The following is a 26,659-nucleotide window of genomic DNA, read 5'->3' on the forward strand; positions in this document are numbered from 1 at the left end:
GTTAAAAGAGAATGATGAAGTTTCAGGATATCTTGTTTTACAATAAAATCAGGAATTTACTAGTAATTAATGTAGAGAGGCAGGCGTTTTGGCGTGAGAGCATTTGTAATAGAAGGATATAAAAAAGATCCTACTTTTATTGAACGACCAATGCCCAAGATAAGAGATAATGAGGTTTTAGTGGAAGTACATGCAGCGAGTATAAACCCCCTTGATACAAAAATACGTAAGGGCGAATTAAAACTTTTGTTGCAATACGACATGCCTTTAACGTTAGGTAACGATTTTAGTGGAACCATTATCGAAGTTGGTAAAGGGGTAACCAAATTCAATGTGGGTGATGAAGTTTTCGGTCGTCCCCGTTCAGAAAAGATGGGTACATTTACAGAATATCTATCTGTTCATGAAGCAGATATTGCTTTAAAACCTAAAAACCTTAGTTTTGAAGAAGCAGCTTCTATCCCTTTAGTTGGATTAACTTCATACCAAGCTCTTCATGATATATTGAGTGTGAAAAACGGTCAAAAAGTTCTCATTCATGCTGGCTCAGGCGGCGTAGGAACTTTTGCTATACAACTAGCAAAAAAAATGGGAGCGTATGTTGCAACGACTTCTAGCGAAGGAATTGAATTAACCAAATCACTTGGAGCAGATAAAATCATTAATTATAAATCTGTGAATTTCGAAGACGTCATAAAAGATTATGACGCAGTAATTGATAGTGTTGGAGGTGAAACATTAGAGAAGTCATTTTTGACATTAAAAAAAGGGGGTAAAATTGTTTCTATCGCTGGAACTCCAAATGGTCGTTTCGCAAAAGAAATGGGACTTGGTCTAATTAAGAAAACAATTCTCTCATTAGTCAGTTCAAAAATAACTGGATTGGAAAAAAAGTATGATATAAAATACACCTTTCTTTTTATGAAACATAGTGGGCAACAGTTAGAAATTTTATCAGAACTTTTAGAAGCAGGAACAGTGAAACCAACAATTGACCGAGTGTTTCCTTTTGAAGATGCTAAACATGCGTTAGCGTATACAGAGACAGGTAAAGCTAAAGGGAAAGTAATACTTAAGTTAAGGTGATACTGAGTGTCTGAATGAGCACTAGCTCAACAAAAAAGATACCTTACTAATAGAAATGTTCTTCAACTAACCGGTGCTTGTAACAATGGCGTGGAGGACATTATGGTTCCTACCGAAAATAGTTACATTCTTGCTCAACAACTACCTGACGCACAGCTTTTCATATCCCAGATGCTGGATATGGACACCTGTTCCAATATCCCAAACTGTTTGCCGAACATGTAAAGCTCTTTCTTGACGTATAATCTCAGATTAGTTCAGTCAAATTTACAATCGAGCTGCACTCTAATGGATATCCCCAGATGCATCGTTAAAATACACTTAAAAGTTAAATTTATTATTTAGGAGGTGTGGTTAATGAATCACTTAGAAAACTTAAAGAACATGATGGCGGGTGAAATACCTGGCCCCCCAGTTGCACAAGTACTTGGTTTCAAGGTTGTAGAAGTTAAAGAAGGTAGAGTTGTTATAGAACTGGAAGCTTCTGAAAGATTGCATAATCCGATGGGCACCCTACATGGTGGGATACTTTGCGATATAGCAGATGCTGCGATGGGATTAACTTTTGCTAGTACGCTTGCTGAGGACGAACTTTTTACGACGGTGGAAATTAAATTGAATTTCCTTAAACCTGTTTTTAAATCGAAACTTCGAGCTGAGGGGAAATTAATTAAAAAAGGTGCCACTGTTGGATTACTGGAATGCCATGTATACGATGAAAAAGAGAGTCTTGTAGCTCATTCAACTAGTACGTGTATGATTTTAAAAGGAAACTCTGAACAAAAAAGAGAAAAGAGAGGAAATGGTAATTAAAATGAATAATTTTCAAGCAATGGTATTAGATAAAGTGAATGATCAAACAAAGTTAGAAATCAAACAATTAAGTATAGATGATCTTCCAGAAGGGGAAGTAACTATACGAGTAGCATATTCCAGTGTGAACTTTAAAGACGGTGCAGTAGCTATCCTAAACAAGTTCGTAACCTCCTACCCTATGGTACCAGGAATCGATTTAGCTGGAACGGTTATTGATTCAAAAGATGAACGCTTTACAACAGGTGATGAAGTCATAGTGACTAGCTACGAATTAGGAACAGGACATTTTGGTGGATTTAGTGAAATCGCACGAGTACCAGCAGAGTGGGTTATTCCTCTTCCAGAAGGTTTATCTTTAAAGGAATCCATGATTCTTGGAACAGCTGGATTTACAGCAGCGTTAGCAGTGCAAAGACTTGAAGATAACGGATTAGAACCTAGTCATGGACCTGTATTGGTAGCAGGTGCTACTGGAGGAGTGGGCAGTATTGCTGTAAATATCTTAGCTAAAAAAGGCTATGATGTTGTAGCTAGTACGGGCAAATTAAATCAAGAACAATATTTGAAAGGATTAGGAGCAAAACAAATCATTCATCGTGATGAAATTGTAGATAACGACCAAGCGCCAATGCGTGAAGAAAAATGGTCTGGAGCTGTCGACCCAGTAGGCGGTAAAACGCTTCAATACATTCTAAGTTCATTGAAGTATGGCGGATCTGTAGCTACATGTGGTTTTACAGGTGGGATGGAGGTTTCCACAACCGTTTTTCCTCCTATCTCAAGAGGTGTTAATTGGCTTGGCATCGACTCGGTTCAATATCCAATGAAAAAGCGTTTAGAAATTTGGAATCGTTTAGCCGATGATTTGAAACCAACGACGTTAAATGAGGAAATGGTCAATGAAGTCTCATTAAAAGAACTGCCAGAACTATTAGGTGCTATTTTGCAAGGAAAAGTACGTGGAAGAACGCTTGTTAAACTATAAAAGGATACAATTCACAAAAAAAACATATGAACTGACCAAGTAATAAAAGATACATATATGGAGGCGCTGAAAAGGTAATGGCTTTAACCTTTTTCAGCGCCTCCATATAAAATAATATTTTGTCTGCCAATGATAGAAGCGAGAAATGTCCCAAAAGCGATTTTGTTTTTTTACAACTAATTTTTAAAAAAGGCTGGGATTAAATGACTTCAATTTCGATTTCTTCTTCCAAAGATGATAGCAAGGTGCCCTTTCAAGAGAAAAAGATCATTTTAATTATGAGTTTTACCATCTTGCTGGTGGTAATGAACACAACAATGTTTAATGTTGCATTGCCCTCTATAATTAAAGACTTTTCCTTAAATTCATCAACAGCGTCGTGGCTCGTTTCCGGTTATTCAATCATGTTTGCCATTGCATCATTGGCTTTTAGCAGATTGTCGGACTTTATCCCCATCTCTAGGCTTTTATTTTTTGCAATTAGCATTTTAGGAATTGCATCCATTATCGGCTTTTTTTCCAATCAGTATGTACTCTTATTAGGAGTTCGAATTGTTCAGGCTGCCGGTGGTGGTGGAGTTATGGGATTGGGAATGATCATGGCTGGGCGCTATATACCTCTTTCAAGGCGTGGAAGAGCGATGGCAATTATTTCTTCTACTGCTTCTTTGGCATTTGGGTTAGGGCCAGTAATAGGGGAGTCATTACTCAATACTTGGGATGGAATTATCTTTTCGTTGTCAGCGGCATTTCGGTCCTCTCCATTCCATTCTTCCAACAGCTGTTGCCGAAAGAAGTTCTTTCGGCATATATGTTCGCGAGTGTTGGTTTTACATCACTTTCAACGAGTACCTCTAACGAGGTAACAGGATCCTGCCAATGCCCCAAATCGGTTCTGGTATAGGAGTCGCCCAATTAATTCAATTTTTCGGTGGAGGGCTTGGAGTCACAATGTCTGGATTATTATTAGCACTTCAAGAAAGTTTATCTTCAGAAATTATTTATAGAAATATTTATATTTGCTTTTCCTTTGTTATAATTATCTAAAAATAGAATAAACAGAGAAGATCTCTTAGCAAACGAGTTCATTAAAAAGTTATTTGTATTACTGACTACATTCAGAGAAAGCAGTTCTATTCTAAAAATGAATGGATCTGTTTTTATTTTATACAAACTACACTTACTAATTCCTGTACATACGCCGCTATTGATTATAATCGGTGAGGGTATTACTAAAGAATAAAACTGACTAGTTTTGGGCAATAATCCGGCAATAAATATTTGGAAAAGTATAAAATTCTATGCGGTTTATAATTTCAATTTACAGTGAAATTAAGGTTTTTGATATACAGAGCTACATTATTATCATTGCTATTGAATATGGGCGGCATGATGTGATGATCCCTCAAACTCTTGATATATATGGGTTTTTGAGTGAATTACAAACAAAATGCTAACATAGTGGATAATAAAGAGGCTTCTCATTAGTTGTGCAAACTTTTGGGAAGCTTCTTTTTTCATTTCTTTTGTTGCGTGGAGATAGACATTCTTGGTGATTTGATCGTCTGAATGACCAAGTCTATCCATGCTTTGTTCCAGTACTACGCCTTCTCTGAAAGAAGCGATGTATGTGTATGTCATAAAGAGGGTGGGGTTAATTCAAAATTTAAGTTTGCAAGAGCAAGCAATCTTGCCATTCTTAGTTATACGGTTTCAATTGATTATAGAAAAAACATGTTTTGAACAATCATTATTTCAAAACACGCTTTTTCTATTTGCTCTTTTATCAAGGTTTATTAGTCAATTTGATTAAACTTTACAAATGTTACTAAATAATAACGATATTTAATTAATGAAACAGACACAAAAAATAATGTGTCTGTTTTTTTTCTATTAAATGCAATGGGGCAGGAGTGGCAAGGGTTGAGAGAAATGAGGAAAAGACAACTACAGGCACACCATTAGATGATTATATAAAACGCTTAATTAATTAATCGTTATATTGTTTTGATAATTTTTACTTTCTAGTTTTATTTGTAATGTAAAATTAGACAAGTTTATTCAATTTATACGCGGTGAGAAAACACGGGGAATGTCCGAGAGGATAAATATGAAAGCGTAATCATTTTTTTAAAATAGAATTATTTGGGCTTTAAATAAAGATTTCATTTGTTGCAAAATTCAACAAATACGTAATGGAACCGTCATTTTTTTTAATGAGAGTAACACAAAAGGGTAACAAAGCTTTGGTATATTCAATGCAGGCAGATGATGGTGCTGCCGGGAAATTTGGGTAATAACCTTACTCGAGCTGATGGGAGGGGAAAGAATAAAAAACGGAATTTACGGAAAATCCATCCTATTAGTAGAAAAAATACGAATTAGGAGAGATCAAGTAATGAATAAAAAACAAATGGATTCTAAGAAAACAAATAAAAAATTGTCGAGGAAAGTAGCTCCACTAGTGATGTCAACGTCAATGATGGCTGCAACCTTTTTAGCAGCTGGTGCACCTATTTCTGCAGCGGAGCTTGATACAAAAGGTGTCAATCCGGAAGTTATTGAACAAGTGAAAAATCATGGTCAGAAAGTATCTGCATTAGCAAAAAGTCTACCAGGATCTCCCGAAAAAGGTAAACTAGTTAGCGAACTAGCTCAAGATAAATTCGGCACAACTAATGATGATCCAGATAATAATGATAATATAGATGAAACAAATAATGATATGCCACAAGAAGGCGAAATTAGTGATAATACGGAAGCAGTTGAAGAAGACGTAGTAGCAGAAGAAACCGAAGTACCAGCAGCTGAAGGTGATCAAGTAGAAGATGGTACAGAAGCAGTTGAAGATAACGTAGTTGGTGAAGAAACCGTAGCACCAGCTGCCGAAGATGGCCAAGTAGAAGATGGTACAGACGGAGCTGAAGAAGACGTAGTAGCTGAAGAAACCGAAGCACCAGCTGCCGAAGATGGTACAGAAGCAGTTGAAGAAGACGTAGTAGCAGAAGAAACTGAAGCACCTGCAACTGAAGAGGGCCAAGTAGAAGATGGTACAGGAGCAGTTGAAGAAGACGTAACAGGTGAAGAAACCGAAGCACCAGCAGCTGAAGGTGATCAAGTGGATGATGGTACGGAAGCAGTTGAAGAAGACGTAGTAGGTGAAGAAACCGAAGCACCAACAATTGAAGATGACCAAGTAGATGAATCACAAAATCAAGAGGTCGACTCTAGCACATGGATAGATGAAACTTATCAATTTATCGGTAATGGATATCAAAGTCTTATTGGATACTATCAATTTCTTATTGAACAAAATTTAGCTCAAATAAGTAAAGAATCTGAAAATGTTGAAGCAATTGCCGATTTGCCTGCTGATGCCGGTGAAACAGATACAACAACTTTAGAGGCAAATGTATCCCAAGACATCTCTGTTGAAAAAACAAATACAGGTCTAACAAATGATATTGACATTAATCTAGAAAGCCCAGTCGTTGTAGAAAATGAAGATCAACCATCTGATGTAGAAAAATCAGCGCAAGAAACCGTACAATCAGTGGAAAATACAGTATCAAATCTTGAAGAATCAGTACAAACAATTAATGATGAAGATCAACCTTCTGATTTAGAAACATCAGAGCAAGAAACCGTACAATCAGTGGAAAATACGGTATCAGATCTTGAAGAACCAGTACAAACAATTAATGAAGATCAACCTTCTGACGTCGAAACATCAGCGCAAGAAACCTTACAATCAGTGGAAGATATAGTATCAGATCTTGAAGAACCAGTACAAACAATTAATGAAGATCAACTTTCTGATGTAGAAAAACCAGGACAAATCTCTTTAAAGGATAAAATGATAGGCTACTATCAAGACTTAATAGCTTCATTCTCTAACTTTATGAACTTCCTAAAATAAGAGGGACTCTCAAGCATAATCGATCGAAGTATAATGGCTTTTGAAATGAATAAAAAGGGGGGGAATGAAATATTTATTCCTCCCTTTTTGAGTATATGGTAGACAAAACTTCCAGAAGATTTTTTCGCAAATCTAACATGTTGATAACGCAATCAAATGAAAATAGTAATTTCTGAAGGACCTTTTACTTATTTTTTATTTCAAAGACTTCTATAATACTTTTGAATTGACTATGACTTCTATCTTTAGGTTCACTTTATCGGTTTTATAATACCCCTAGCCTGCTTAGGGTTTCTGCGATATATCGCATCTACTTATGCTAAATAAAATTAGTTAAATTACATAAAAAAGTAAATGTTTTAGGTATAAATAATTATGGTGAAGTTAGATATATTTGTATTATTTTTTTGTAGTATTACTAAAAGGTTAGTGATTTGTATAAAATTACTAATTTAAACTCCGTTAATTTAGGGTAATATACTATATACGAGAAACAGTTTGATAGCTGAAGAAGATCTCCCTTCGTTTTTCTCATTTAAATTTCAATATGAAATTTGGGGCCTCACTGTTGAAGAAGTGAGGCTTTTTTTATTTGTCTATTTCCTGACGTATTGACTATCCTAATAATCTCCAATGCAAAGAAATCTTATCCTATACCCCACCTTATTTCCTTATCCCAACAGCAAAAAGTTAAAGTAAAGGTTTTTAGAATACTATTGATATCGATATCATATAAATAATCTGAATATACAATTAAATTATGCTTGTTATTCAAAGGGAGAGGGGTAAAAAAATGACTAAGAAATTAAAGGGTTTAACATTTTTGGTATTGATGATGTTGTTTGTACTAGTAGTAACTGGTTGTAGTTTTGGTAAAAGCGGTAAGGTGGAGGTGGGAATCGTATTACCGACGAAGGATGAACCAAGGTGGGTACAAGATGAGCAACGTTTTAAGGATGCGTTAAAAAAATCAAAGTACTCAACTGAAATTCTATTTAGTCAAGGTTCTTCAGCAAAAGAAAAAGAAAATGTAGAAGCATTATTAAATAAAGGCATTAAGGTATTGATTATCACTCCTCATGATGGTGCAGCTGCTGCATCTGCAGTAGAGGCAGCTAAGAAAGAAGGAGTAACAGTTATTGCATATGACCGTTTAATTACGGATACAAATGCAGTGGATTATTATGTAACATTCGATAGTTTAGCAGTAGGTGCTGCACAAGCACAGTATTTAGTGGATAATGCAAAAGGTTCGAATGTTCCGCTGTATCTGTATGCAGGAGCAGCCTCAGATAACAATGCATTTTTATTCTTTGAAGGAGCATGGAAAGTACTTCAACCAAAGATTGCTGATGGTACTTTTAAAATTGCCAATTCAAGTGAAGCAGAGAAGTTAAAAGGATCTGCAGATCTTTCACGCGATCAGCTAGGAAAAATAATTGGTCAAATTACAACGAACTGGGATGCAAACGAAGCGAAAAACAAGGCACAGACTCACTTAACAGCTGCTGGAAAAGACCTAAAAGGAGATGTTTCCATTCTTGCTCCTAATGACGGAACAGCTCGGTCGATCGCGGATGTATTTGCTTCTGACAGTGCGATCAAAAGCTACTTTGTAACAGGTCAAGATGCTGAAAAGGCATCTATCCAATATATTATTGACGGTAAGCAATCAATGACAGTGTTTAAAGACGTGCGAACATTAGTAAAAGATGCAATGGGAATGGCGGTAGACATCTTAGATGGAAAAACACCTAACACAACAGGTTCTTACGATAATGGTTCTATTGAAGTTAAAGCGAAACAAACAAACGTCATAGTTGTGAATAAAGACAACGTGAAAAAAGAGCTAATCGATTCTGAATACTATAAGGCAGACGAATTTACAGGTTTAAAGTAAGAGCATCCTCTTTGAAAAGGAAAAATAGTGATAGCATAACTATCACTATTTCTCCATTTCTATTTTGTTTTGGATCAGGAGGCAATGAAATGAGCGAATATATTTTAGAGATGAATGACATATCTAAAGAGTTCCCTGGAGTCAAAGCACTATCGAACGTGAATTTCAAAGTGGAAAAAGGTGAGATTCATTGTTTGGTTGGTGAAAATGGTGCAGGAAAATCGACTTTGATGAAAGTGTTAAGTGGAGTTTATCCATATGGTACATACGACGGAGATATCGTAATTGAAGGGAAAATACAACAATTCCATGAGATTAACGACAGTGTGAAAACTGGTGTTGGCATCATTTATCAAGAACTTGCACTTTTTCCGGATTTGACTGTCTATGAAAATATATTTGCAGGAAACGAAGTGAAGAAGGGTCCCTTTGTTGATTGGAATCAAACAATTGTCCAAGCTACGCAAATATTGAAAAAGGTCAACTTGAAAGTGACACCAGAAACATTGATTAAGGAATTAGGAGTTGGAAAACAACAACTCGTCGAAATTGCAAAAGCGTTAAGTAAAAATATAAATCTGCTTATTTTAGATGAGCCAACAGCAGCATTAAACGAAGATGACAGTGAAAATCTATTGGAACTCCTTAAGGAACTAAAAAGCCAAGGAATTAGCTGTATTATGATTTCTCATAAGCTAAAAGAGGTTATCTCCATAGCGGATAAAGTAACAGTTTTACGTGATGGAAAAACGATTTGTACACTGGCAAGCGATAAGGGGGAAATAGCGGAAAATATTATCATCAAAAGCATGGTAGGACGTGATATCGAGGATATTTACCCTAAACGTCCAAATAAGAATGTTGGAGAAACGGTCCTCGAATTAGAAGAATGGTCAGCGTATGATACGCAACTAGGGAGGAATGTTGTAAAAAACATCAATCTCCACGTAAAAAAAAGAGAGATTATCGGGATTGCGGGACTAATGGGGTCCGGTCGCACGGAGCTTGCACTTAGTATTTTTGGAAATCCAAAAAACTATAAGCTACAAGGAAATCTTAAAATACAAGAAGAAACGAAAAAGTTAAAGCATACGAGTGATGCAATTAAGGAAGGCATAGCGTATGTAACCGAGGATCGAAAAGGTGACGGATTGTTTTTAATGCAGGATATTAAGAGCAATGTCTCCGCAGCACATTTGAAGAGTATATCTAAAAATGGAATTCTCAATTTAAACGAGGAAGTGAAGGTTGGAAAAGAATACAAAGACTCTTTAGATATAAAAGCAAGTTCACTAGAGCAAATAGTTGGGAAATTAAGTGGTGGAAACCAACAAAAAGTATCACTCGGGAAGTGGTTGTTTACTGAACCTCAGATTTTGATATTAGATGAACCAACTCGAGGAATTGATGTAGGGGCAAAATTTGAAATATATTCGATTATGAATCAACTGATCGAAAAAGGTATGAGTATTATTATGATTTCTTCCGAACTTGGCGAAATACTGGGCATGAGTGATCGTATCTATGTCATGGCTGATGGTGCAATCAAAGGAGAACTGACCATGGCGGAGGCTACACAAGAAATGATCATGGAACTTGCTACGCAATAGGAGGGGAATAACAGATGAACTTTTATAAAGAAGCGAAAGCGCTCGTCAAAGCAAACATTCGAGATTACGGGATGTATATTGCGTTAATCGTCATAATGTTAACATTTACACTTATGACGGATGGCTTGTTTATGTCTTCTAGAAACATTAGTAACTTGTTGGATTCAGCTGGTTATATTGCGGTTTTAGCAGTTGGGATGACCCTTGTCATAGTTATTCGCCATATTGACTTATCGATTGGTTTTTTAGCGGGATTTCTAGGTGCAATTACTGCTATTTTTTTAACTCAATTAGGATTCTCTGTATGGATTACTATTCCTATCATTTTAATTATAGGAGTCTTGATTGGTTTGTTTAATGGAGCATTAATTGCAAAGATGGGTATTCCAGCTTTCGTTGCAACACTTGCGGGAATGTTAATATTCCGAGGTGCACTACTAAAGGTCACTGAAAAAACTGGAACGATTATTATTAAGGACGAACAGTTTAATGCGATTGGGAATGGTTTTATTCCTTCCATTATGCAAATTAATGGCTTACATCTATTGACGTTATTAGTAGGACTTGGCGGAATACTTTTATATATTTACAATGATATCTCCAATCGTAGGAACAAATTGAAATATGGTTTTGATGTAATGTCTAAGGAGATTTTCAGCTTAAAGCTTGTTTTGATTTCAGCGATTATTGCATATATAACATGGATTTTAGCAGGATATAACGGGTTTTCCTGGACAGTTGTAATTATGATTATCGTTGTAATAATCTATCATTTTTTTACCTCTAAAACAGTCCTTGGTCGGCACATTTATGCAGTCGGCAGTAATCCAGAGGCAGCTCATTTAAGTGGTATCAACGTACAAAAGATTACATATATCGTCTTTGGATCGATGGGGATGCTAGCAGCTTTATCGGGTATTCTTTTTACTTCACGGCTTCAATCGGCAACGACCACAGCAGGAACACTTTTTGAACTTGATGCGATTGCCGCTGCGTATGTTGGAGGGGTATCTTCAGCAGGTGGTGTAGGTAAAGTAACAGGGGCTATTATTGGTGCAATAGTGATGGCCTCGTTATCAAACGGGATGAATTTACTTGGTGTAGGGATTTCATATCAATACATTATTCGAGGAGCTGTTTTAGCTGGAGCAGTAATCTTCGACGTCATGACTCGAAAGCAACGGGCGTAGAAAAGTACAGATGAGATAGTAGAATATTGAATATCCAAAAAGTCCTTCCATCCAATTTAACAATTGGTGGAAGGACTTTTTGGACTTTATAATTTAAACGAAAGTCGCTATCTTTTCCAATGGCAACCGGGTAGATCCGTAAGCAGGAGCAGCCGCTTTACCTAATGCGATAAGAACAAGTGGTACATAACGTTCGTCCAATTTGAATGCCTCTGCAAATTGTTTTTTATCAAAACCACCCATAGGTACAGTATCATAGCCTCTTGCTTTCGCTATTAACATCAGTTGCATAGATACTAAACCTGCATCAAACGAAGCTATATTCAATCTAGCCTCTACAGGAGCGTTTGGATAAGAAGATTTGGCATTTTGAATTTGAAGTTCCACATTGACCTTATCGATATAGCCAGCTTCAAGATTTGCATTGTAAATTTCATCTATATTGTGATACATTTCTGTATCGCCAATGACAGCTATGATTGCTGAAGCAGTTTCAAGTTGTTCTTGGTTGAAAGAGTATTCTCTAATTTTTTTCTTTGTATCTTGATCTTGGATAACGATGAATCTCCAAGGTTGTAAGTTACTTGATGAAGGAGCAAGTGTTGCTTCAGTTAGCATAGATTCAATTTCTTCTTGAGAAATTTTATAGGAAGGGTCAAACTTTCTTACAGATTTACGTTCGTGAATTATTTCAGATAGATTCGTATATTTTTCTGACATAGTAGCCATCTCCTATTGAAAACGTTTTTATTGAACTTACTAATAGTAAGTCAAGAATTAAGATTACTATTAGTAAGTTTGTTTGTCAATTATGAATGTGTTAATGTTGAATTATCAATCAAATGGGGTTGTGAAAATGAAGAACAAGGAAGAATTAATTCAATCAACTATTCAACAAAAAGGACATATTAGTTGTGATAGTTTTCATGGAACAATAGAATTTATTGGGAAGAGATGGATGGGAATTATCATCTATCATTTATTAGATGGACCAAAAAGGTATCATGAGTTACAATCTGAAATTCATGGCATTTCGGATAGACTGTTAACGGAGCGACTTCGGGAACTAGAAACGCATGGTCTAGTTGTAAAAAAGGTTTCTGAGTCATCTCCTAGAAAAGTGGAATACGAATTAACAAAAATAGGAGAAGAATTAGAAGGTATTATAAGCGCAATTTTTAAATGGGTGAAAGACAATGGTTGCTATGCAAACGTAAAGGGAAAATAGAATGAGAATTAGTTGGAGGAGATATACATGGAAGAAAATACAGGGAAATTAGAAGTTGGACAAATCTTTAATGTGCTAGATGAAAACGATCAAGAACAAGAAATGAAAGTGGTAGGCTTTTTGAATGAAGAGGAAATGGACTACGCAGCAGTTATATTTGTAGCTGATATTCAAGAAGAAACAACGGAAGATATAAGTATTTTCTTTTTCCGAGTGGAGGCTGACAACTCATTATCTATGATAGAGAGTGAAGAGGAATTCGAAAAGGTGACAGTAGCGTATAACAATCTCAGTGATAATAAACCTTCTAAAAAGAGAGGGAAAAACCGTAATAATAAATAACTATAAAAGAGCACTAAACTTGATTAAAAAGTTTAGTGCTTTTTTAATTCAATTGAAAAAGCACCCCTAATTTATTGGAAATCGTTGATATATCATGGGATATCTAAATTTCATGTCCTCCGAAGATTGATTGGGTTTTGATGGTCACTTATTAATTAAAAATGGTGCTACCAAAAAGCCCTCTTTACATCTAGTAATAATATAATTACATGCCATTAATATTAGATTAATATTTATTATGTTTAATTGAATTATAAATCTACTAGGAGGTTCTACTATATGATTAATAAGAAACTTGTAAAAACAGGAGCTACTTTAGCACTTGCACTAGCTATTACAGTTCCAGCATTATCACCTGCAGCAGCGATTTCTAAGGAAAATATTAAAATAGAATCTGTTAAGTTTAATGGAATGAAAGCACCATCTACTATTGTTGAAATGGTAAAAACATATACAACTGCAACACTTGATGTTAAATATAGCAATGGAAAAGTAAAGACATTTCCATTGTCTTATAACTACCTATTTAAATCGGAAGATAAGATAGCAACAGTTAAAGGAGAAAAAGTCCCTGCAGGTACACCGATTGATGTAAAGGGAAATCCAATTGTTGATCCAAGTGGTTCAAATGGAAAATATTTTGTTTCCGATGCTCCAGATTCAAACAGTTTATTGATGCCTATTGACGGAAAAATTTATATGGTTACACATTATGAATATCAGACAGTTGACGCTGCTGGGAAATCGGCTTATGGATTAGTTCCAGCTTCTATGTCTTTAGCAGAGTTGTCTCAAGACTCTAAAACTGGTGAGCTTAATGAAAAATCAGTGAAGAAAATTGATTTTTCAGCTGTAAATGGGCTTTGGATTCCATGTAATGGATCATTATCACCATGGAATACACATTTAGGTTCAGAAGAGTATGAGCCAGATGCTCGACAATTTGCGGATCCTACATCAAAAACAAGAAGTCAGGTAGAAACGTTTGCTCAATTTTATTTTGGAGATAAAACTAAGGGTAATCCTTATTTCTACGGTTACTCTCCTGAAATTACAGTAAATAAAAAAGGGGAAGCATCAGTTGTAAAGCATTACAGTACTGGACGATTCTCTCACGAATTAATGAAGGTAATGCCTGATAATAGGACTGTATACTTTGGGGATGATGGAACAAACACGGGGTTATTTATGTACGTTGCAGATAAGGAAAAAGATCTGTCAGCAGGTACATTATATGCTGCTAAATTTAAACAAACAGGTACCGATAATGGTGGTTCTGGAGATTTAGAGTGGATAGATTTAGGACATGCGACCGATAAAGAAGTGAAGAATATCATTGATAGCGGTATTACATTTGATGATATTTTTGATACTTCAACTGTACCTGCTGAAGGGTTTACTGCTATTAAACAATATTCATATGGAAATGTTGAGTATTTAAAATTAAAGCCTGGTAAAGAAAAAGCAGCGGCATTCCTTGAAACACGCCGTTACGCAGCAATGCTTGGAGCAACTACCGAATTTAATAAAATGGAAGGTGTAGCGCTAAACGAAAAGGATAAAAAAATATATATTGCTATTTCCGATCAAAGTAAGAGTATGGAAAAAGATGCAACAGGAAAAGATCCAGCAGACCATATCCAATTACCAAAAATCAAAGCTGGTGTAACCTATCAATTAGATTTGCATGGTAGTCAAAAGGATAGTAAAGGAAAGGCTATTAATAGCTCTTATGTAGCACCATCCATGTATGGATTGGTAGTTGGAGAAGACCTTCCAAATGCGGATGCATATGGAAACACTGCAAATGTAGACAAAGTAGCTAATCCAGATAACTTAAGTTATTCTGAAGCAATGCGAACACTCTTTATTGGTGAAGATAGCGGTGCTCACACAAATAACTTTGTTTGGGCATATAACGTTGATACGAAAGAACTAAATCGTGTTTTATCTGTACCAGCAGGAGCGGAAGCAACTGGATTAACGGCAGTAGATGATAGCAATGACTTCTCTTATATCTTTAGTAACTTCCAACATCCTGGTGACGAATTAGATGGTAAGTCAATTACAGCTGTTAATAAAGCTGAATTACTTAAAGCTGTTGATGAACAAATTGGGATAAACAAAACAGGCGGTATTGGGTATATCTCAGGGCTACCTTCTTTAACAAAAATGCCAGATTTCACTGCACCTGGTGTTCCAGTTATTAACACGGTAACTAATGTGGCACCATTAATTAGTGGTAAAGCAGAAGCTAATTCAACAGTGAAACTATATATAAATGGTAAGTATAAAGAAAGTGTAAAAGCAGATAAAAACGGAAACTATAAGTTTAAGTTAGATAAGAAACTAAGTGAAGGAACACAAATTACTGTTACAGCAACTGATGATGCTGGAAATACAAGTGCTGAAAAATCTACTAAAGTAATCAATAAGCAGGCTCCTAAAACTCCTTTAGTAAATAAAGTGACTGTAAAATCTAAAGCTGTTACTGGTACAACTGAAAAGGATACTACTGTGTCAGTTTATAATGGAAAAACATTATTAGGGAAAGCAGTAGCTGATTCCAAGGGAAATTTTGTTGTGAAAATTAAGGTTCAAAAAGCTAATACAAACATAACAATTGTAGCTAAAGACAAAGCAGGAAACCAAAGCAAACCAACTGTTATAAAAATTGTTTCTAAATAAACAAGTTCATTAATTGTACCAATAATAATGAACAGGGCTGGCATAAAAGTGATTAAAAAATGACTTTTGTGACAGCCCTTATTCTTTTTAAAAGGCATTTTTAATTCAAAAAGGTTCTTGAAACAACCCCCTCGACTAATTTAAGGCGAGGGGGTTAGTTTTTGTATTAGTTATTGGTAGGATCAAGTTCATCACTAACATATTAAGCAGCTATCTTATTTCTAAAGAAATTTTACAAATTCTATAAACATTACTTCGGTTAAGAGAAGGTGGATGAAGTACTCTAGATTTTCATTCATCAAGGATGTGTTTTAGATAACGATGGAAATACAAATAGGTAGGAAAAGGAGATAAAAGTAAAAATAGTGAATATGTGATTAAGCAACCGATTCAATGGGCAAAATTAATTATGGAATCATATGACAACTAAGGAGACAATAAAATGAACAAGAAAAAGAACATATTACCATCTATTCTTATTGGATTATCTTTGGTGATAACTGGGTGTAATTCAAACGCACAAAATAAACAAAGTGCTAAGAAGCAAGAACAAATTGCTAAAGAAGATAAAAAAGAAAATAATTTAACCACAGGACAAGTACTAGTTAAAATTCTTAGTAGCACAAATTGGCAAGGTACTAAAGTATATGATAAAGACAATAATGATTTAACAAAAGAGAACGCAAACTTTATTGCCCTTGCGAAATATGACAATGAAACATCAAGGTATGAATTTTTCGATAAAAAGACAAAAGAAAGTCGTGGGGATAATGGAACTTTCTTTATCACTAACGATGGGAAAGTGAGAGTACTAATTTCAGAATCAAAGGATTCCCAAGCTGTTGTCGAAATTACAAAGTTAAATAAAGATAAGTTTACTTATAAAAGAGTGGGTAAAGACACTAATGGAAACGACATAGAGGTATTTGTTGATCATGTCCCTTATACAGAAACAAATCTTGCCTTTACAAATCCAGATAAAACTTTGGATACTTCCACAGGGGAAATAGTAACAAATATGGATGGAGATAAAATTTTATCTGGCACACTCTGGCAAGGAAAAGTTGCTTTAGATAAAAAAGGCAATGATGTATCAAATTATAATTCAAATTATTTAGGTCTGGCAAGATACGATGATTTGACAAATAAATATGAGTTTTTTGATGCTAAAACAGGTGAAAGTCGGGGTGATTACGGTTATTACGATGTTGTACATGGAAATAAGATTAGAGCCCACGTTTCACTAGGAGTTAATAAATATGGTGCTGTTCTAGAGATAACAGAACTTAATAAAAATAAATTCACATATAAAAGAAATGGTAAGAATAAAGATGGGAAAGAAATAACCGTATTTGTGGAGCATATACCTTATGACGGTAATTATAAATTAGAATTCACAAAATAAATAAAATTCAATTAGACCTGGCATTTAGTAGGGATGGTTTTATCACTAATGAATATAATAAAAATCTTACAAACAGACCCTAAAATAAGATGTATATGTTGAAAGATTACTAAAGAAAAACCTCTAAACACTGATACAACAATGTTTAGAGGTTTATGATAATGATGGTCCCGACTGGTCTCGAACCAGCGACCCCCACCTTGTCGAGGTGGTGCTCTCCCAACTGAGCTACAAGACCGATATTTAAAGTAGATGTTAAAATAACAGCAATGCTACTTTATATTATTATATAAGTTTGATTCGAATACTACAATACCTATTGCTGATGAGCTAACTCATTTGCTAAGGGACCATACTATGGGGTGTTCGTAAAGTTTTTTGGGGAATTGACTACTATTTTAAATAATGGTATATTAAAAATATTCTTATAAAAGGTGTGGTGAAGTATGTCAGAAGTAGGTATGAACTAAAACTAATTTAGTTTAATAAGGCTTTTAATGACTGGTTTTGTTCCAGTTTATTAAGTGTGCCTTGTTCCCAATGTTTATTTAACATTGGGAATACCTACCAGAAGACTGCTTCCTTTTCCATATACTCGTTTAACATATTTGTGTGTTAAGACGAAGAGCATGGCGGGGTTTGACCCGTCATGCTTTTTTCTTTTGACCTTTTTTGTAGACGATAAAAGTGCCTTGTAATACTCAAGGCAAATGCCCGCAGGAGCTTTCTATCCATTTTTTGGTTTTATCGTAAAAATGGATAGGTAGGAGAGGTTCTTGCGGGCATTTTTTTATTAACTGATTTGAAATTATGACTATTTGCTAATTATTAAACTACACAAGAAGGATTTAGTGCGGCGACATGAGACTCCTGCGGGATAAGCGAGACAGACGAGACCCCGCACGAAGCTCTTAATAGGAAGGAAGGCTAAAGACGCCTCATCCTGAGGCAACGCCTTCATGACCAACATCGTGTTGGCCCGAGGCTTGTCGCTCGCCCCGCGGAAAGCGAATGCCAGAGTGCTGAATCCGTGTTGCTCATCTTTTCTGCGACGAGATTGCTTAGGAGCAAAATCTTTACTGCGACGAGCTTGCGCAGGAGCAAAGGATTTATCTTAAATTATTTAAACTAGGGTAATTAGGGTTACTCCAAAGCACTCGGGATTTGGTGAAGATAAAATGCACTTAATTAAGGAGGAATCCACATGAACACAATGACATATGAAAAATTACAATATAACGAACTAAAGGAAATGGTGAAATCCCATTGTGTAAGTAGTTTAGGGAAGGAATTGCTAGAGAAGCTTCATCCAAGTTCAAATAGTAAAGTTGTTAAAATTAGATTAAACGAAACGACTGAGGCGAGGAAGTTACTAGATGCAGAAAGTCATCTTCCTCTAAAAGGTATTTCAAATATAAATCATCAGATGGAAAAACTAGAAAAGGGCATGATTTTAGGTCCATCTGAGTTAGTAGCTATTTCTGATTTCTTACGAGGCTGTAGAACAATAAAGAAGTTTATGATTGATAAAGAATTTTTTGCTCCTGTTTTACACTCTTATTCCCACTCCATGATGGAACTAAGAAGTATTGAAGAGACTATTAATCACTCCATTAGAGGAAACAGAGTGGATTCGGAGGCTAGTAAAGAATTAAAGCGTATTCGAAATCATATTGCCAAGACAGAAGAAAAAATAGAAGAAAAACTTAATAAGTTTCTAAAGAGTAGTGCCAATAAAGAATATATTCAAGAATTCTTTATAAGTAAAAAGGACGATCGTTTTACTATTCCTATTAAAGCTTCTTATAAAAACCAGGTGGAAGGAACGATTATAGAATCTTCTTCTAAAGGGTCAACTGTATTTATTGAGCCTGCAGCTATTTCCAAATTAAATGCAGAATTAGCAACGCTTAAGGCGGAGGAATCGATGGAAGAATACCAAATTTTGGCTACCATTTCCGGAACTATTTACGAGGAAGTTAGGCAAATAAACATCAATATTGAATTGATTGGTCAGTATGACATGATTTTTGCAAAAGCGAAGTTTAGTAAAAGAATGGATGGAATTGAGCCAAAACTAAATAACCATGGCTATATTAAGCTGAAGAATTGCAAGCATCCTCTATTGTCTGGAAATATTGTTCCTCTAGACTTTGAAATCGGAAAAGACTATCGTAGCTTAATTATTACAGGACCTAATGCTGGCGGGAAAACAGTAGTACTAAAAACAATAGGAATTCTAACACTAGCTGTCATGTCAGGGTTTCATATTGCGGCAGATGAAGGAACGGAAATAGCTATTTTTGATAATATATATGTGGATATTGGGGACAATCAAAGCATTGAAAATTCACTTAGTACCTTTTCATCACATATGAAAAACATTTCAGAAATTATGAGTGCATCAACGAATAACACACTTCTCCTTTTTGATGAAATAGGAAGTGGTACGGAACCAAACGAAGGTGCCGCACTTGCTATCGCTATACTAGAGGAGTTTTATCAAATGGGATGTATTACTGTTGCAACAACCCACTACGGGGAAATAAAACGTTACTCGGAAATTCATAGCGATTTTATGAATGCTGCTATGCAATTCAACAGTGAAGCATTAGAGCCTATGTATAAGCTTTTAATTGGTAAATCAGGTGACAGTAATGCACTTTGGATTTCAAGGAAAATGAACTTGCGTGAAAAAGTTCTCCAAAAAGCACATTACTATATTGAAAACAAAAATTATGATTTAGAACGTGTCAAAGAAAACAAAGTAATAAAACCAATCTTGACACACTTTCAAGAAGAGCTTACTTATGATTTCGAAGTAGGAGACAGAGTAAAATTAATCGAACAAAATGATTCTGGAATTGTATATGAGAAAAAAGACAACTTCAATAATGTGTTAGTGTTCTATAAAAATGAAAAAATAAAAGTGAACGCGAAGAGATTAGAACTTGAAGTAAAAGCAACCGAGTTATATCCAAAAGGTTATGACCTAAATGATTTATTTGTTAATTATGCAGAACGAAAATTCCAACATGATATGGAAAGAGGCTCAAAGAAAGCATTAAAAAAAGTTTCAAAAGATATAAAGAAAAGGCTTAGTGAATAATATTGAAATAAGCTTTACCTAAAATTAGTAACCACTTTTGGGTTAATCGACAATTTGAAGGGTAGAATAATTAGAAATCTTTTATTTAATAAAATGTGGGAGGGAATCAGAATGGAAGAAAAGATGGGCGGTATTGAAGTTGGAGAAATTCTTACCATAATGGATGAAGAGGACCGGGAACAAGAAATTGAAGTGATTGGTTTGTTAACGATCGAAGATAAGGAATATGCGGCTGTTGCATTTGCAGATGATGCAAAACAAGAAACGATAGAAGAGGTAGATGTCTTCTTTTTTGAGGTTTTGGATGGAGAAGAGTTAGCCGAAGTAGAGACGGATGAAGAGTTTGAGAAGGTATCAGCAGCATTTTTAGAAGCTTTAGAAGCGGTAGAGGAAGAAGAGGTAGAAGAGGAATGATTAATTGTTAGGAGAGGAGAAAGTTTCCTCTCTTTTTTAGATGATAAAAAACGAAACATTGTTATATTTTATCGATTTAAGAGTTTCTATAATCCCTCACGGCAGTTTAAATCCCCTTGAAAATGGTTATATTTTTTTAATTCATTTATAGTCTCATCAATTTCTTTTAAGTAATTATCAAATATATGATTATTACCTGTTTCACTGAAGTTCTGTTTATCCATTGAATTCAGCAAAGCAATTATTCCATTAAACTTCAGATCATCTAGAAACGGCATCTCCGTTTTTCCTTGGATTTCTCCTTTTACTACAAGCTCATCATTTTCATTTTCCATTTTGAAAATAAATTTATTAGAATCCATTTAAAACACTCCTAAATAAGATTTCCACCTTTAAATAATATATCCGTAATTGTGGTTTTTAGTCGTAGTATAAGGTCAATAATAATAAGTAATCACTAGAACAAGTATAGCTGAATAATTTTAGGTAAATATAATAACCATTGATAATTAAAAGGAGGTGGCTACAATGAATGTTTCACGAGCAGAAGAAATTGCATTTTCGCAAGATATGGTGAGTGTAATCTGTAACGGGGAAAAAGTTTATATTGAGCACGTAGACAAACAAAAGGGATTAGCTACAATCCATTCCCTAGATGAACCAAACAATAAACAAAGTGTATCCGTAACAAGTTTAAGTGAACAATAATTTAATCCAGTGTTTATATAAATAAACCGCCATTTTCTGAACTGCACCCTAAATGTTAGTAGTACTTACATTTGAAAGTGCAGTTTTATAGTGAAAAAAGGTTAGTGGCACAAATAGAAAGAATGTATGGCAGAAAAACAAGACGTAAAACGGAAACAGGCAGTAGAAAAAGCGGCTCACATTTGAAAAATTAAAGACTTTGCTAAAAAACACATAATGTTGGATAATTGAATGTAAGATAAAAAAGAAAAGTAGAAGAAATGATGTAAGGAGGAGTTTGGTATGGAAGAGAACACGGGGAAAATTGAAGTTGGCGAAATTTTTATGGTACTAGATGAAAACGATCAGGAACAAGAAATGGAAGTACTTGGTCTGTTAACTGTGGATGAAAATGAATACGCCGCTGTTAGCTTTGTAGAGGATATACAGGGAGAATCAGAAGAGGATATTGATATTTTCTTTTTCCGAGTAGAAGATGACGAGGAACTGTCCATGATTGAGAGTGACGAGGAATTTGAAAAAGTATCTGCAGCGTTTAGAATAGCTGAAGAAGAATAAAATACAGAAAAAAGGGAAAAGCAGTGATCTAGCTCTTTTCCCTTTTTGTTTCTAAAAATTACAAATCTCATTTCGGCATAACAATTCGAATAACTGTCCCCAGATCACGCTGGATTGAGCTGAGATTGTAAGGTAGCAAATTCCATTGCTTGCTTTTTATCCTTCTGTTCTGACAACTGAAGCTTTATCATACATACATACGCTTTTGGCAAAATGGAGAAAAAGTTTAATGCTTACTATTTATATGAAGCATGGGATAAAGGAAAGAGTTTTTCAACTCTATCTTTTATCCCATGCTTTTTTTTTCACACTTTAGGTGTATATGGACTCTGGATAGGGGGGTTATAGCAACAGTTTATGTGGACATACATTCGAATTGTACAGTAGGTCACACTTTTGGTGGAAATGCATACGGAAAGTACTAATCAGTGATGTCTTTAGCATACTAAATATTCACAAATGTTTCCTTCACTTTTCCCGTATAAAGTATACATACATAGAATAGACAGGTTGTATATCTCCAAAAAAGTACATGTTTATCAATTCTTTTGGATGAATCAAACAATTGGAGGGAATACTAATATGGAAATTTTGTTTGGTGAAAATTTGGGAGGGAATTGTAATGGTAGAAAAGATGAGTAGTATTGAAGTTGGCGATATTCTTTCTGTGATGGATCGTGATAATCAGAAGCAAAAAATTGAAGTGATTGGTTTGTTAACTATAGAAGACAGGGAATATGCAGCTTTTGCTTTTGCTGATGACGGAGAAGAAAAAAGCGTGAAAGAAGTAGGTGTATTCTTTTTCCGAAATGTTGATGGTGATGAATTAGCAGAACTGGAAACGGAAGCGGAGTATGAGAAAGTATCAGCAACTTTTTTAGAAGCGTTGGAAGCTGGATAAAAGAAAATGCTAAAGTTTCTGTCTTACAATGGACTCACTTTCTCGAATAGGATTAATTAATTTTCGCTCAAAAAAGATTTTCTACCTAATCCATGTATTAGATAGAAAATCTCTTTTTTTTATTTTAAAAGAATGTTTCCACTCCAACTATCATAGACTCTATAGAATTGTTTGCAAACGCCAATAGAAAGCTCAACAATAAGTATTATCTAAATTTGGGGAATTTGGTATGCGATTAAAATTATATTTTTAGGAGGATTATTTTGGTTAAGTTAAGGAAATTAGGAGTTGTATTAACTACGTCCGCATTATCTTTAGGAATGTTTTCATCTATTGCAAATGCTTCACCATCTGGAAATGAAACACCACAAAAAATTCAAATTCAAGTAGCGGCTTCTGAAAAATTTTATACTAAAAATGATTTAATTAAGAGATTTAAAGAATTGTTTCCGAAGCAATTTGATGATCTAACAAATAATGATTTTCAAATGAGTAGCGGACACTATTATTCAGATGATAAAGAAGTACGTTATAATTTATATTTTAACAAAATGGTGAACGGAAAATCCTTATATGGTAGTGTTGGATTTGTTGGGGAAGAATTAGAAATAGAGCAGTTTTACTTCCAACCAAGCAATGAAAAAGACGCATTATTTCCAGCAAAAGTATCAAAAGATGAGGCAAGAAAAATTGCCGATGATTTTATGAAGAAATTTCTAACTGATCAAGAGTACCAGTTAGAAACGGACTCAATTAACTATTATCCACAACAAATTTTAACAGAGCCAATTCGTTATAACTTTTCTTTTTCTAGGACGAAAAACAAAGTATCTATTTCTGATCAAAGAATTGAGATAACTGTACTAGGTAATGGTGAGGTTACTAATTTCTATAAAAGTCCTGACAAAAAATCAGCTACTTTTGAAGATACAAAACAATTATTAGATAAAAATAATCTATTAAAGAAATTGAAGGATAACATCTCGGTTGAGTTGCAATATCAGTTAGACATGGATTATAGAACAGGTGAACGAGCTGTCAAACTCGTATATCAACCATCATCCAAAATACAAGGAATTCACGCAGTTTCTGGTAAATGGCTAACCCCGAATGGCTATTCTACAACGGTTCCAGGAAAAACTAAAGTGGAAACGATTTCAGCTAAACCACTTCCACCAAAACAAAAAGGAGTTACTTTAGAAGAAGCAAAGAAGATAGCTGAAAAATTTTTAAAGTCAAAATCGGATAAAATTAAAGTAAGCATACAAGCGATGGACGAAGTGAAAAATTATAACGGACAGAATGTAATTCGAGTTGACTATACGTACGAGAATGCTGCCAATGGTGGGTATGGAACAAGTTTAGAAATAAATAAAGACACTGGAGAGATTATTCAGTATTATGACGTCACAAGAGACATATTACAACAAAATGGAGAACAACCCATCAAAGGGAAGTCAATTACTCAAAAAGAAGCACTATCTCAAGCGTTAAAGTATGTGAAAGAGATGATTCCATCATACTTACACAACTATGCGTTACCAGTAGGAGAAGCTAACTATGATGAAATAGCTGGATTTTATCACTTCTCATTCCCAAGAGTGGTAAATGGAATTATGGTAATGGGAGACCAGATTAATGTAAGTATAGCGAGAGATGGTTCCTTAAATAACTTAAATGTCTCCTTTCAAGAGATAGATAATTGGCCGTCATTGGATAAAGTAATTTCTGAAAAAGACGCGTTAGTTAAGCTAAAAGATGCCCTAAGTTTAAGACTAGTTTATATGAAACCAGGTTTAGGAAAAGAAAATCGCTACGATCTAGTCTACTCCCCTCTATTTAATGAGAACGTATTTAGCTTTTTAGATGCTACTACTGGAGAATGGAACAGCATGGGCAATGGAAAAGGTCCATCTACGATATCCCATCCATGGGCCGAAGAAGAACTTAATTACCTTATCAGTGCAAAAGTCTTAGAAGTAAAAGATACTAAAAATTTCAACGGGGATGCAGCTATTTCAAAAGGAGAAGCATTAAAGGTAATCTTAAATTCCCTCACTTATTTCTATGATGGTATGTATTATAATGACAACGAAAATAAGAAGCAGACGTTTGACAATATTGGCCCTAAGCATCCGTTATATCAAGCGATAGAACGGGCGGTAGATATGGGCGTTATTAAACCAAATAGTAAGAGCTTTGATGTGGATTCTCCCGTCACAAGAGAAGAACTAGCAGCTTGGTATATAAGAGTACTAGGTCAAGAGCAATCGGCTAAATATAGTAATATCTATAAACTTGATTTTACAGATGCAAATAAGGTTCAAAAAGAATACACGGGTTATGTTGCTATTGCCAACTCTATTGGTTTATTTAAGATCGATAATAATCAATTCAACCCTGCTCAAGAAGTGTCCTATGCAGAGTTAGCAGTTTCAACTATTCTCCTGGCACATGAAATATCTGAAAATAGAAATGCTTTTAGATATTAATCAAACGAAACGAAAACCTCCATCATAGCAGGAGCAGGTTGATTTTCGTTTCAGGTGGACGCGTTCCGTGGGATGAGGGATGAGCGTCCACCGTAGCGGAAGTTAGGGGGCATTCCTATGCTCCTCTTCTTAAAAAGACCGGGTGCTTCTTTTAAGCCGTTCAGTTTTGAATCACTTTATTGCAAATAAACGATCAAATTGATCAGGATAAGCAAAAGAAATTAATTATCAAATAAAACATTAATTAGCACTGTAATTCGCAGTGCTTTTTTTGGATCATAGAAAACAATAAATAATCGTGTTTAAACAAAATACATAAAGCTAACACAACAGGAAATTGAGTGAGTTGTTGCATATGAAAATAATAGAAAATTTCAAATAAAAAAGATGTTATTAGATATTGGGTATAATAAAACAAAGGAATTCTTATTGAATTAACGGCGCAGGTTAGTAGAAGTAGGACTTATACTTAGATATCAAAATTTTTAAAATTTGAGGTGAAATAGATTTGAAAAAAAAGTTAGTTTTCTGTTTTCTAGGAATGATTTTACTTTTAACTTCTTTGCCAATAAGCACAAAAATGGTAATGGAACTTATTCATAATCAAAAAATGAATCAAGCGTATAAGATCACAGATGTAAACGAAGGTTTTCCTCCTACTGAATCTACATTTAATTTTAAAGACCATATTATAGAAATTAAGGAGACGATAAAAAACGAGGAAAGTTACATAGACCCTTGGAGTAATAAGATTGCTATTGCAGATTTATCACTAAAAGTAGATGGGTCGGAAATAGATACATTAAAAAATTATCCAATAAGAATAGAAGAAGAGGGTTTAAATAGATACTACGGAGATATTGCATATTTAACCTTAGAGGATAAGAAAAAAGATAAAATACAATTTATTGTACTTTTAAAGAAAACAAGGGAATTGGAAAAGGAGATGCAGAACGGAGATATAGTTGGTCGTGTTCCAATAGAGAAATTAAAATATAAACTATATACATTGGATGAAATGGGCACTTTAAATAATAAATCTTTTAGTTTTTCTGAACGAGACGCTTTACAAACAGAACTATTAAATGCAGGTATGGTTGTCCCTTATTCTATTGGATATTACACAGACGCTTGGGAAGGTTACCATTCAATATTCTTCCCGTTAATATTTCCATTTGGAACTTTGGTTGTCGGATTCATATTGATACTTGTCTATTTACCTATTAGAAAATTAAAGAAATAAAATTTGCGAACTTATTTCGCTAACGGGGCTTTAGTTCAAAAAGAAAGAAATATTTCGTTGTCTTA

The 26,659-nt window shown here is 34.7% G+C and carries 22 protein-coding genes and 1 tRNA gene; 20 read left to right on the forward strand and 3 right to left on the reverse strand.

Features of this window, described 5'->3' with window-relative positions:
• The first annotated feature begins 93 nt into the window (after nt 1-93).
• From ACTSKG_RS15950 to ACTSKG_RS15990, 9 genes are all read left to right on the forward strand, one after another.
• A complete protein-coding gene (locus tag ACTSKG_RS15950; protein WP_464755531.1) occupies nt 94-1,086 on the forward strand; it encodes an NADP-dependent oxidoreductase in 993 nt (330 codons plus the stop codon).
• Between the two features lie 357 nt (nt 1,087-1,443).
• Nucleotides 1,444-1,899, forward strand: coding sequence for a PaaI family thioesterase (locus ACTSKG_RS15955; protein ID WP_464755532.1), 456 nt, complete (start codon nt 1,444-1,446; stop codon nt 1,897-1,899).
• Nucleotide 1,900: 1 nt separating this feature from the next.
• A complete protein-coding gene (locus tag ACTSKG_RS15960) occupies nt 1,901-2,887 on the forward strand; it encodes an acrylyl-CoA reductase family protein (protein ID WP_464755533.1) in 987 nt (328 codons plus the stop codon).
• Between the two features lie 203 nt (nt 2,888-3,090).
• On the forward strand, nt 3,091-3,753 hold the full coding sequence (locus tag ACTSKG_RS15965; RefSeq protein ID WP_464755534.1) for an MFS transporter: 663 nt from the start codon (nt 3,091-3,093) through the stop codon (nt 3,751-3,753).
• A 13-nt stretch (nt 3,754-3,766) separates the two neighbouring features.
• Nucleotides 3,767-3,934, forward strand: coding sequence for a hypothetical protein (locus ACTSKG_RS15970; protein WP_464755535.1), 168 nt, complete (start codon nt 3,767-3,769; stop codon nt 3,932-3,934).
• A gap of 1,351 nt (nt 3,935-5,285) precedes the next feature.
• On the forward strand, nt 5,286-6,806 hold the full coding sequence (locus ACTSKG_RS15975) for a hypothetical protein (protein ID WP_464755536.1): 1,521 nt from the start codon (nt 5,286-5,288) through the stop codon (nt 6,804-6,806).
• A 793-nt stretch (nt 6,807-7,599) separates the two neighbouring features.
• Complete coding sequence (locus ACTSKG_RS15980) at nt 7,600-8,706, forward strand: sugar ABC transporter substrate-binding protein (protein ID WP_464755537.1); 1,107 nt, start codon at nt 7,600-7,602, stop codon at nt 8,704-8,706.
• 89 nt (nt 8,707-8,795) lie between these two features.
• The gene (locus tag ACTSKG_RS15985) at nt 8,796-10,316 is read left to right on the forward strand and encodes an ATP-binding cassette domain-containing protein (protein ID WP_464755538.1); all 1,521 of its coding nucleotides are present in this window, start codon (nt 8,796-8,798) and stop codon (nt 10,314-10,316) included.
• 14 nt (nt 10,317-10,330) lie between these two features.
• On the forward strand, nt 10,331-11,506 hold the full coding sequence (locus ACTSKG_RS15990) for a sugar ABC transporter permease (RefSeq protein WP_464755539.1): 1,176 nt from the start codon (nt 10,331-10,333) through the stop codon (nt 11,504-11,506).
• Nucleotides 11,507-11,599: 93 nt separating this feature from the next.
• Here the strand turns inward: ACTSKG_RS15990 and ACTSKG_RS15995 are convergent, their stop codons facing one another.
• The gene (locus ACTSKG_RS15995; protein WP_464755540.1) at nt 11,600-12,226 is read right to left on the reverse strand and encodes a nitroreductase family protein; all 627 of its coding nucleotides are present in this window, start codon (nt 12,224-12,226) and stop codon (nt 11,600-11,602) included.
• Nucleotides 12,227-12,362: 136 nt separating this feature from the next.
• On the opposite strand from ACTSKG_RS15995, the gene ACTSKG_RS16000 reads away from it, so the two are divergent.
• From ACTSKG_RS16000 to ACTSKG_RS16015, 4 genes are all read left to right on the forward strand, one after another.
• Entirely contained in the window at nt 12,363-12,734 is a 372-nt protein-coding gene (locus ACTSKG_RS16000) for a winged helix-turn-helix transcriptional regulator (RefSeq protein WP_464755541.1), read from the forward strand.
• 27 nt (nt 12,735-12,761) lie between these two features.
• Nucleotides 12,762-13,076 (forward strand): DUF1292 domain-containing protein, encoded by a 315-nt coding sequence (locus tag ACTSKG_RS16005; protein WP_464755542.1) that lies wholly within the window; start codon nt 12,762-12,764, stop codon nt 13,074-13,076.
• A 279-nt stretch (nt 13,077-13,355) separates the two neighbouring features.
• Nucleotides 13,356-15,764 (forward strand): PhoX family protein, encoded by a 2,409-nt coding sequence (locus ACTSKG_RS16010; protein WP_464755543.1) that lies wholly within the window; start codon nt 13,356-13,358, stop codon nt 15,762-15,764.
• 442 nt (nt 15,765-16,206) lie between these two features.
• Nucleotides 16,207-17,169 carry a DUF4822 domain-containing protein gene (locus ACTSKG_RS16015; RefSeq protein WP_464755544.1) on the forward strand — a complete coding sequence of 321 codons (963 nt, stop codon included), beginning with the start codon at nt 16,207-16,209 and terminating at the stop codon, nt 17,167-17,169.
• A 165-nt stretch (nt 17,170-17,334) separates the two neighbouring features.
• On the opposite strand, the gene ACTSKG_RS16020 is transcribed toward ACTSKG_RS16015, so the two are convergent.
• Nucleotides 17,335-17,407: transfer RNA gene (locus tag ACTSKG_RS16020), tRNA-Val, on the reverse strand.
• 966 nt (nt 17,408-18,373) lie between these two features.
• On the opposite strand from ACTSKG_RS16020, the gene ACTSKG_RS16025 reads away from it, so the two are divergent.
• Together ACTSKG_RS16025 and ACTSKG_RS16030 are read left to right on the forward strand one after the other, a co-directional pair.
• Complete coding sequence (locus ACTSKG_RS16025; protein WP_464755545.1) at nt 18,374-20,278, forward strand: endonuclease MutS2; 1,905 nt, start codon at nt 18,374-18,376, stop codon at nt 20,276-20,278.
• 111 nt (nt 20,279-20,389) lie between these two features.
• Complete coding sequence (locus ACTSKG_RS16030; RefSeq protein WP_464755546.1) at nt 20,390-20,692, forward strand: DUF1292 domain-containing protein; 303 nt, start codon at nt 20,390-20,392, stop codon at nt 20,690-20,692.
• Nucleotides 20,693-20,778: 86 nt separating this feature from the next.
• Here the strand turns inward: ACTSKG_RS16030 and ACTSKG_RS16035 are convergent, their stop codons facing one another.
• Nucleotides 20,779-21,054 (reverse strand): hypothetical protein, encoded by a 276-nt coding sequence (locus ACTSKG_RS16035; RefSeq protein ID WP_464755547.1) that lies wholly within the window; start codon nt 21,052-21,054, stop codon nt 20,779-20,781.
• 166 nt (nt 21,055-21,220) lie between these two features.
• On the opposite strand from ACTSKG_RS16035, the gene ACTSKG_RS16040 reads away from it, so the two are divergent.
• The 5 genes from ACTSKG_RS16040 to ACTSKG_RS16060 all read left to right on the forward strand — a co-directional run bounded on the left by ACTSKG_RS16040 (nt 21,221) and on the right by ACTSKG_RS16060 (nt 26,594).
• The gene (locus ACTSKG_RS16040; RefSeq protein ID WP_464755548.1) at nt 21,221-21,400 is read left to right on the forward strand and encodes an H-type small acid-soluble spore protein; all 180 of its coding nucleotides are present in this window, start codon (nt 21,221-21,223) and stop codon (nt 21,398-21,400) included.
• A 282-nt stretch (nt 21,401-21,682) separates the two neighbouring features.
• Nucleotides 21,683-21,958, forward strand: coding sequence for a DUF1292 domain-containing protein (locus tag ACTSKG_RS16045; protein WP_464755549.1), 276 nt, complete (start codon nt 21,683-21,685; stop codon nt 21,956-21,958).
• Nucleotides 21,959-22,580: 622 nt separating this feature from the next.
• Nucleotides 22,581-22,859, forward strand: coding sequence for a DUF1292 domain-containing protein (locus ACTSKG_RS16050; RefSeq protein WP_464755550.1), 279 nt, complete (start codon nt 22,581-22,583; stop codon nt 22,857-22,859).
• A 263-nt stretch (nt 22,860-23,122) separates the two neighbouring features.
• A complete protein-coding gene (locus tag ACTSKG_RS16055; RefSeq protein WP_464755551.1) occupies nt 23,123-25,351 on the forward strand; it encodes a YcdB/YcdC domain-containing protein in 2,229 nt (742 codons plus the stop codon).
• Nucleotides 25,352-25,859: 508 nt separating this feature from the next.
• On the forward strand, nt 25,860-26,594 hold the full coding sequence (locus ACTSKG_RS16060; protein ID WP_464755552.1) for a hypothetical protein: 735 nt from the start codon (nt 25,860-25,862) through the stop codon (nt 26,592-26,594).
• Nucleotides 26,595-26,659: the final 65 nt, after the last annotated feature.

This window comes from Psychrobacillus syltrankelensis (genome assembly GCF_055454035.1).

Coding starts and splice junctions, on each gene's coding strand:
- ACTSKG_RS15955 (WP_464755532.1), top strand. CDS start 1,444: ATGAATCACTTAGAAAACTTAAAGAACATGATGGCGGGTGAAATACCT.
- ACTSKG_RS15960 (WP_464755533.1), top strand. CDS start 1,901: ATGAATAATTTTCAAGCAATGGTATTAGATAAAGTGAATGATCAAACA.
- ACTSKG_RS15965 (WP_464755534.1), top strand. CDS start 3,091: ATGACTTCAATTTCGATTTCTTCTTCCAAAGATGATAGCAAGGTGCCC.
- ACTSKG_RS15970 (WP_464755535.1), top strand. CDS start 3,767: ATGCCCCAAATCGGTTCTGGTATAGGAGTCGCCCAATTAATTCAATTT.
- ACTSKG_RS15975 (WP_464755536.1), top strand. CDS start 5,286: ATGAATAAAAAACAAATGGATTCTAAGAAAACAAATAAAAAATTGTCG.
- ACTSKG_RS15980 (WP_464755537.1), top strand. CDS start 7,600: ATGACTAAGAAATTAAAGGGTTTAACATTTTTGGTATTGATGATGTTG.
- ACTSKG_RS15985 (WP_464755538.1), top strand. CDS start 8,796: ATGAGCGAATATATTTTAGAGATGAATGACATATCTAAAGAGTTCCCT.
- ACTSKG_RS15990 (WP_464755539.1), top strand. CDS start 10,331: ATGAACTTTTATAAAGAAGCGAAAGCGCTCGTCAAAGCAAACATTCGA.
- ACTSKG_RS15995 (WP_464755540.1), bottom strand. CDS start 12,226: ATGTCAGAAAAATATACGAATCTATCTGAAATAATTCACGAACGTAAA.
- ACTSKG_RS16000 (WP_464755541.1), top strand. CDS start 12,363: ATGAAGAACAAGGAAGAATTAATTCAATCAACTATTCAACAAAAAGGA.
- ACTSKG_RS16005 (WP_464755542.1), top strand. CDS start 12,762: ATGGAAGAAAATACAGGGAAATTAGAAGTTGGACAAATCTTTAATGTG.
- ACTSKG_RS16010 (WP_464755543.1), top strand. CDS start 13,356: ATGATTAATAAGAAACTTGTAAAAACAGGAGCTACTTTAGCACTTGCA.
- ACTSKG_RS16015 (WP_464755544.1), top strand. CDS start 16,207: ATGAACAAGAAAAAGAACATATTACCATCTATTCTTATTGGATTATCT.
- ACTSKG_RS16025 (WP_464755545.1), top strand. CDS start 18,374: ATGAACACAATGACATATGAAAAATTACAATATAACGAACTAAAGGAA.
- ACTSKG_RS16030 (WP_464755546.1), top strand. CDS start 20,390: ATGGAAGAAAAGATGGGCGGTATTGAAGTTGGAGAAATTCTTACCATA.
- ACTSKG_RS16035 (WP_464755547.1), bottom strand. CDS start 21,054: ATGGATTCTAATAAATTTATTTTCAAAATGGAAAATGAAAATGATGAG.
- ACTSKG_RS16040 (WP_464755548.1), top strand. CDS start 21,221: ATGAATGTTTCACGAGCAGAAGAAATTGCATTTTCGCAAGATATGGTG.
- ACTSKG_RS16045 (WP_464755549.1), top strand. CDS start 21,683: ATGGAAGAGAACACGGGGAAAATTGAAGTTGGCGAAATTTTTATGGTA.
- ACTSKG_RS16050 (WP_464755550.1), top strand. CDS start 22,581: ATGGTAGAAAAGATGAGTAGTATTGAAGTTGGCGATATTCTTTCTGTG.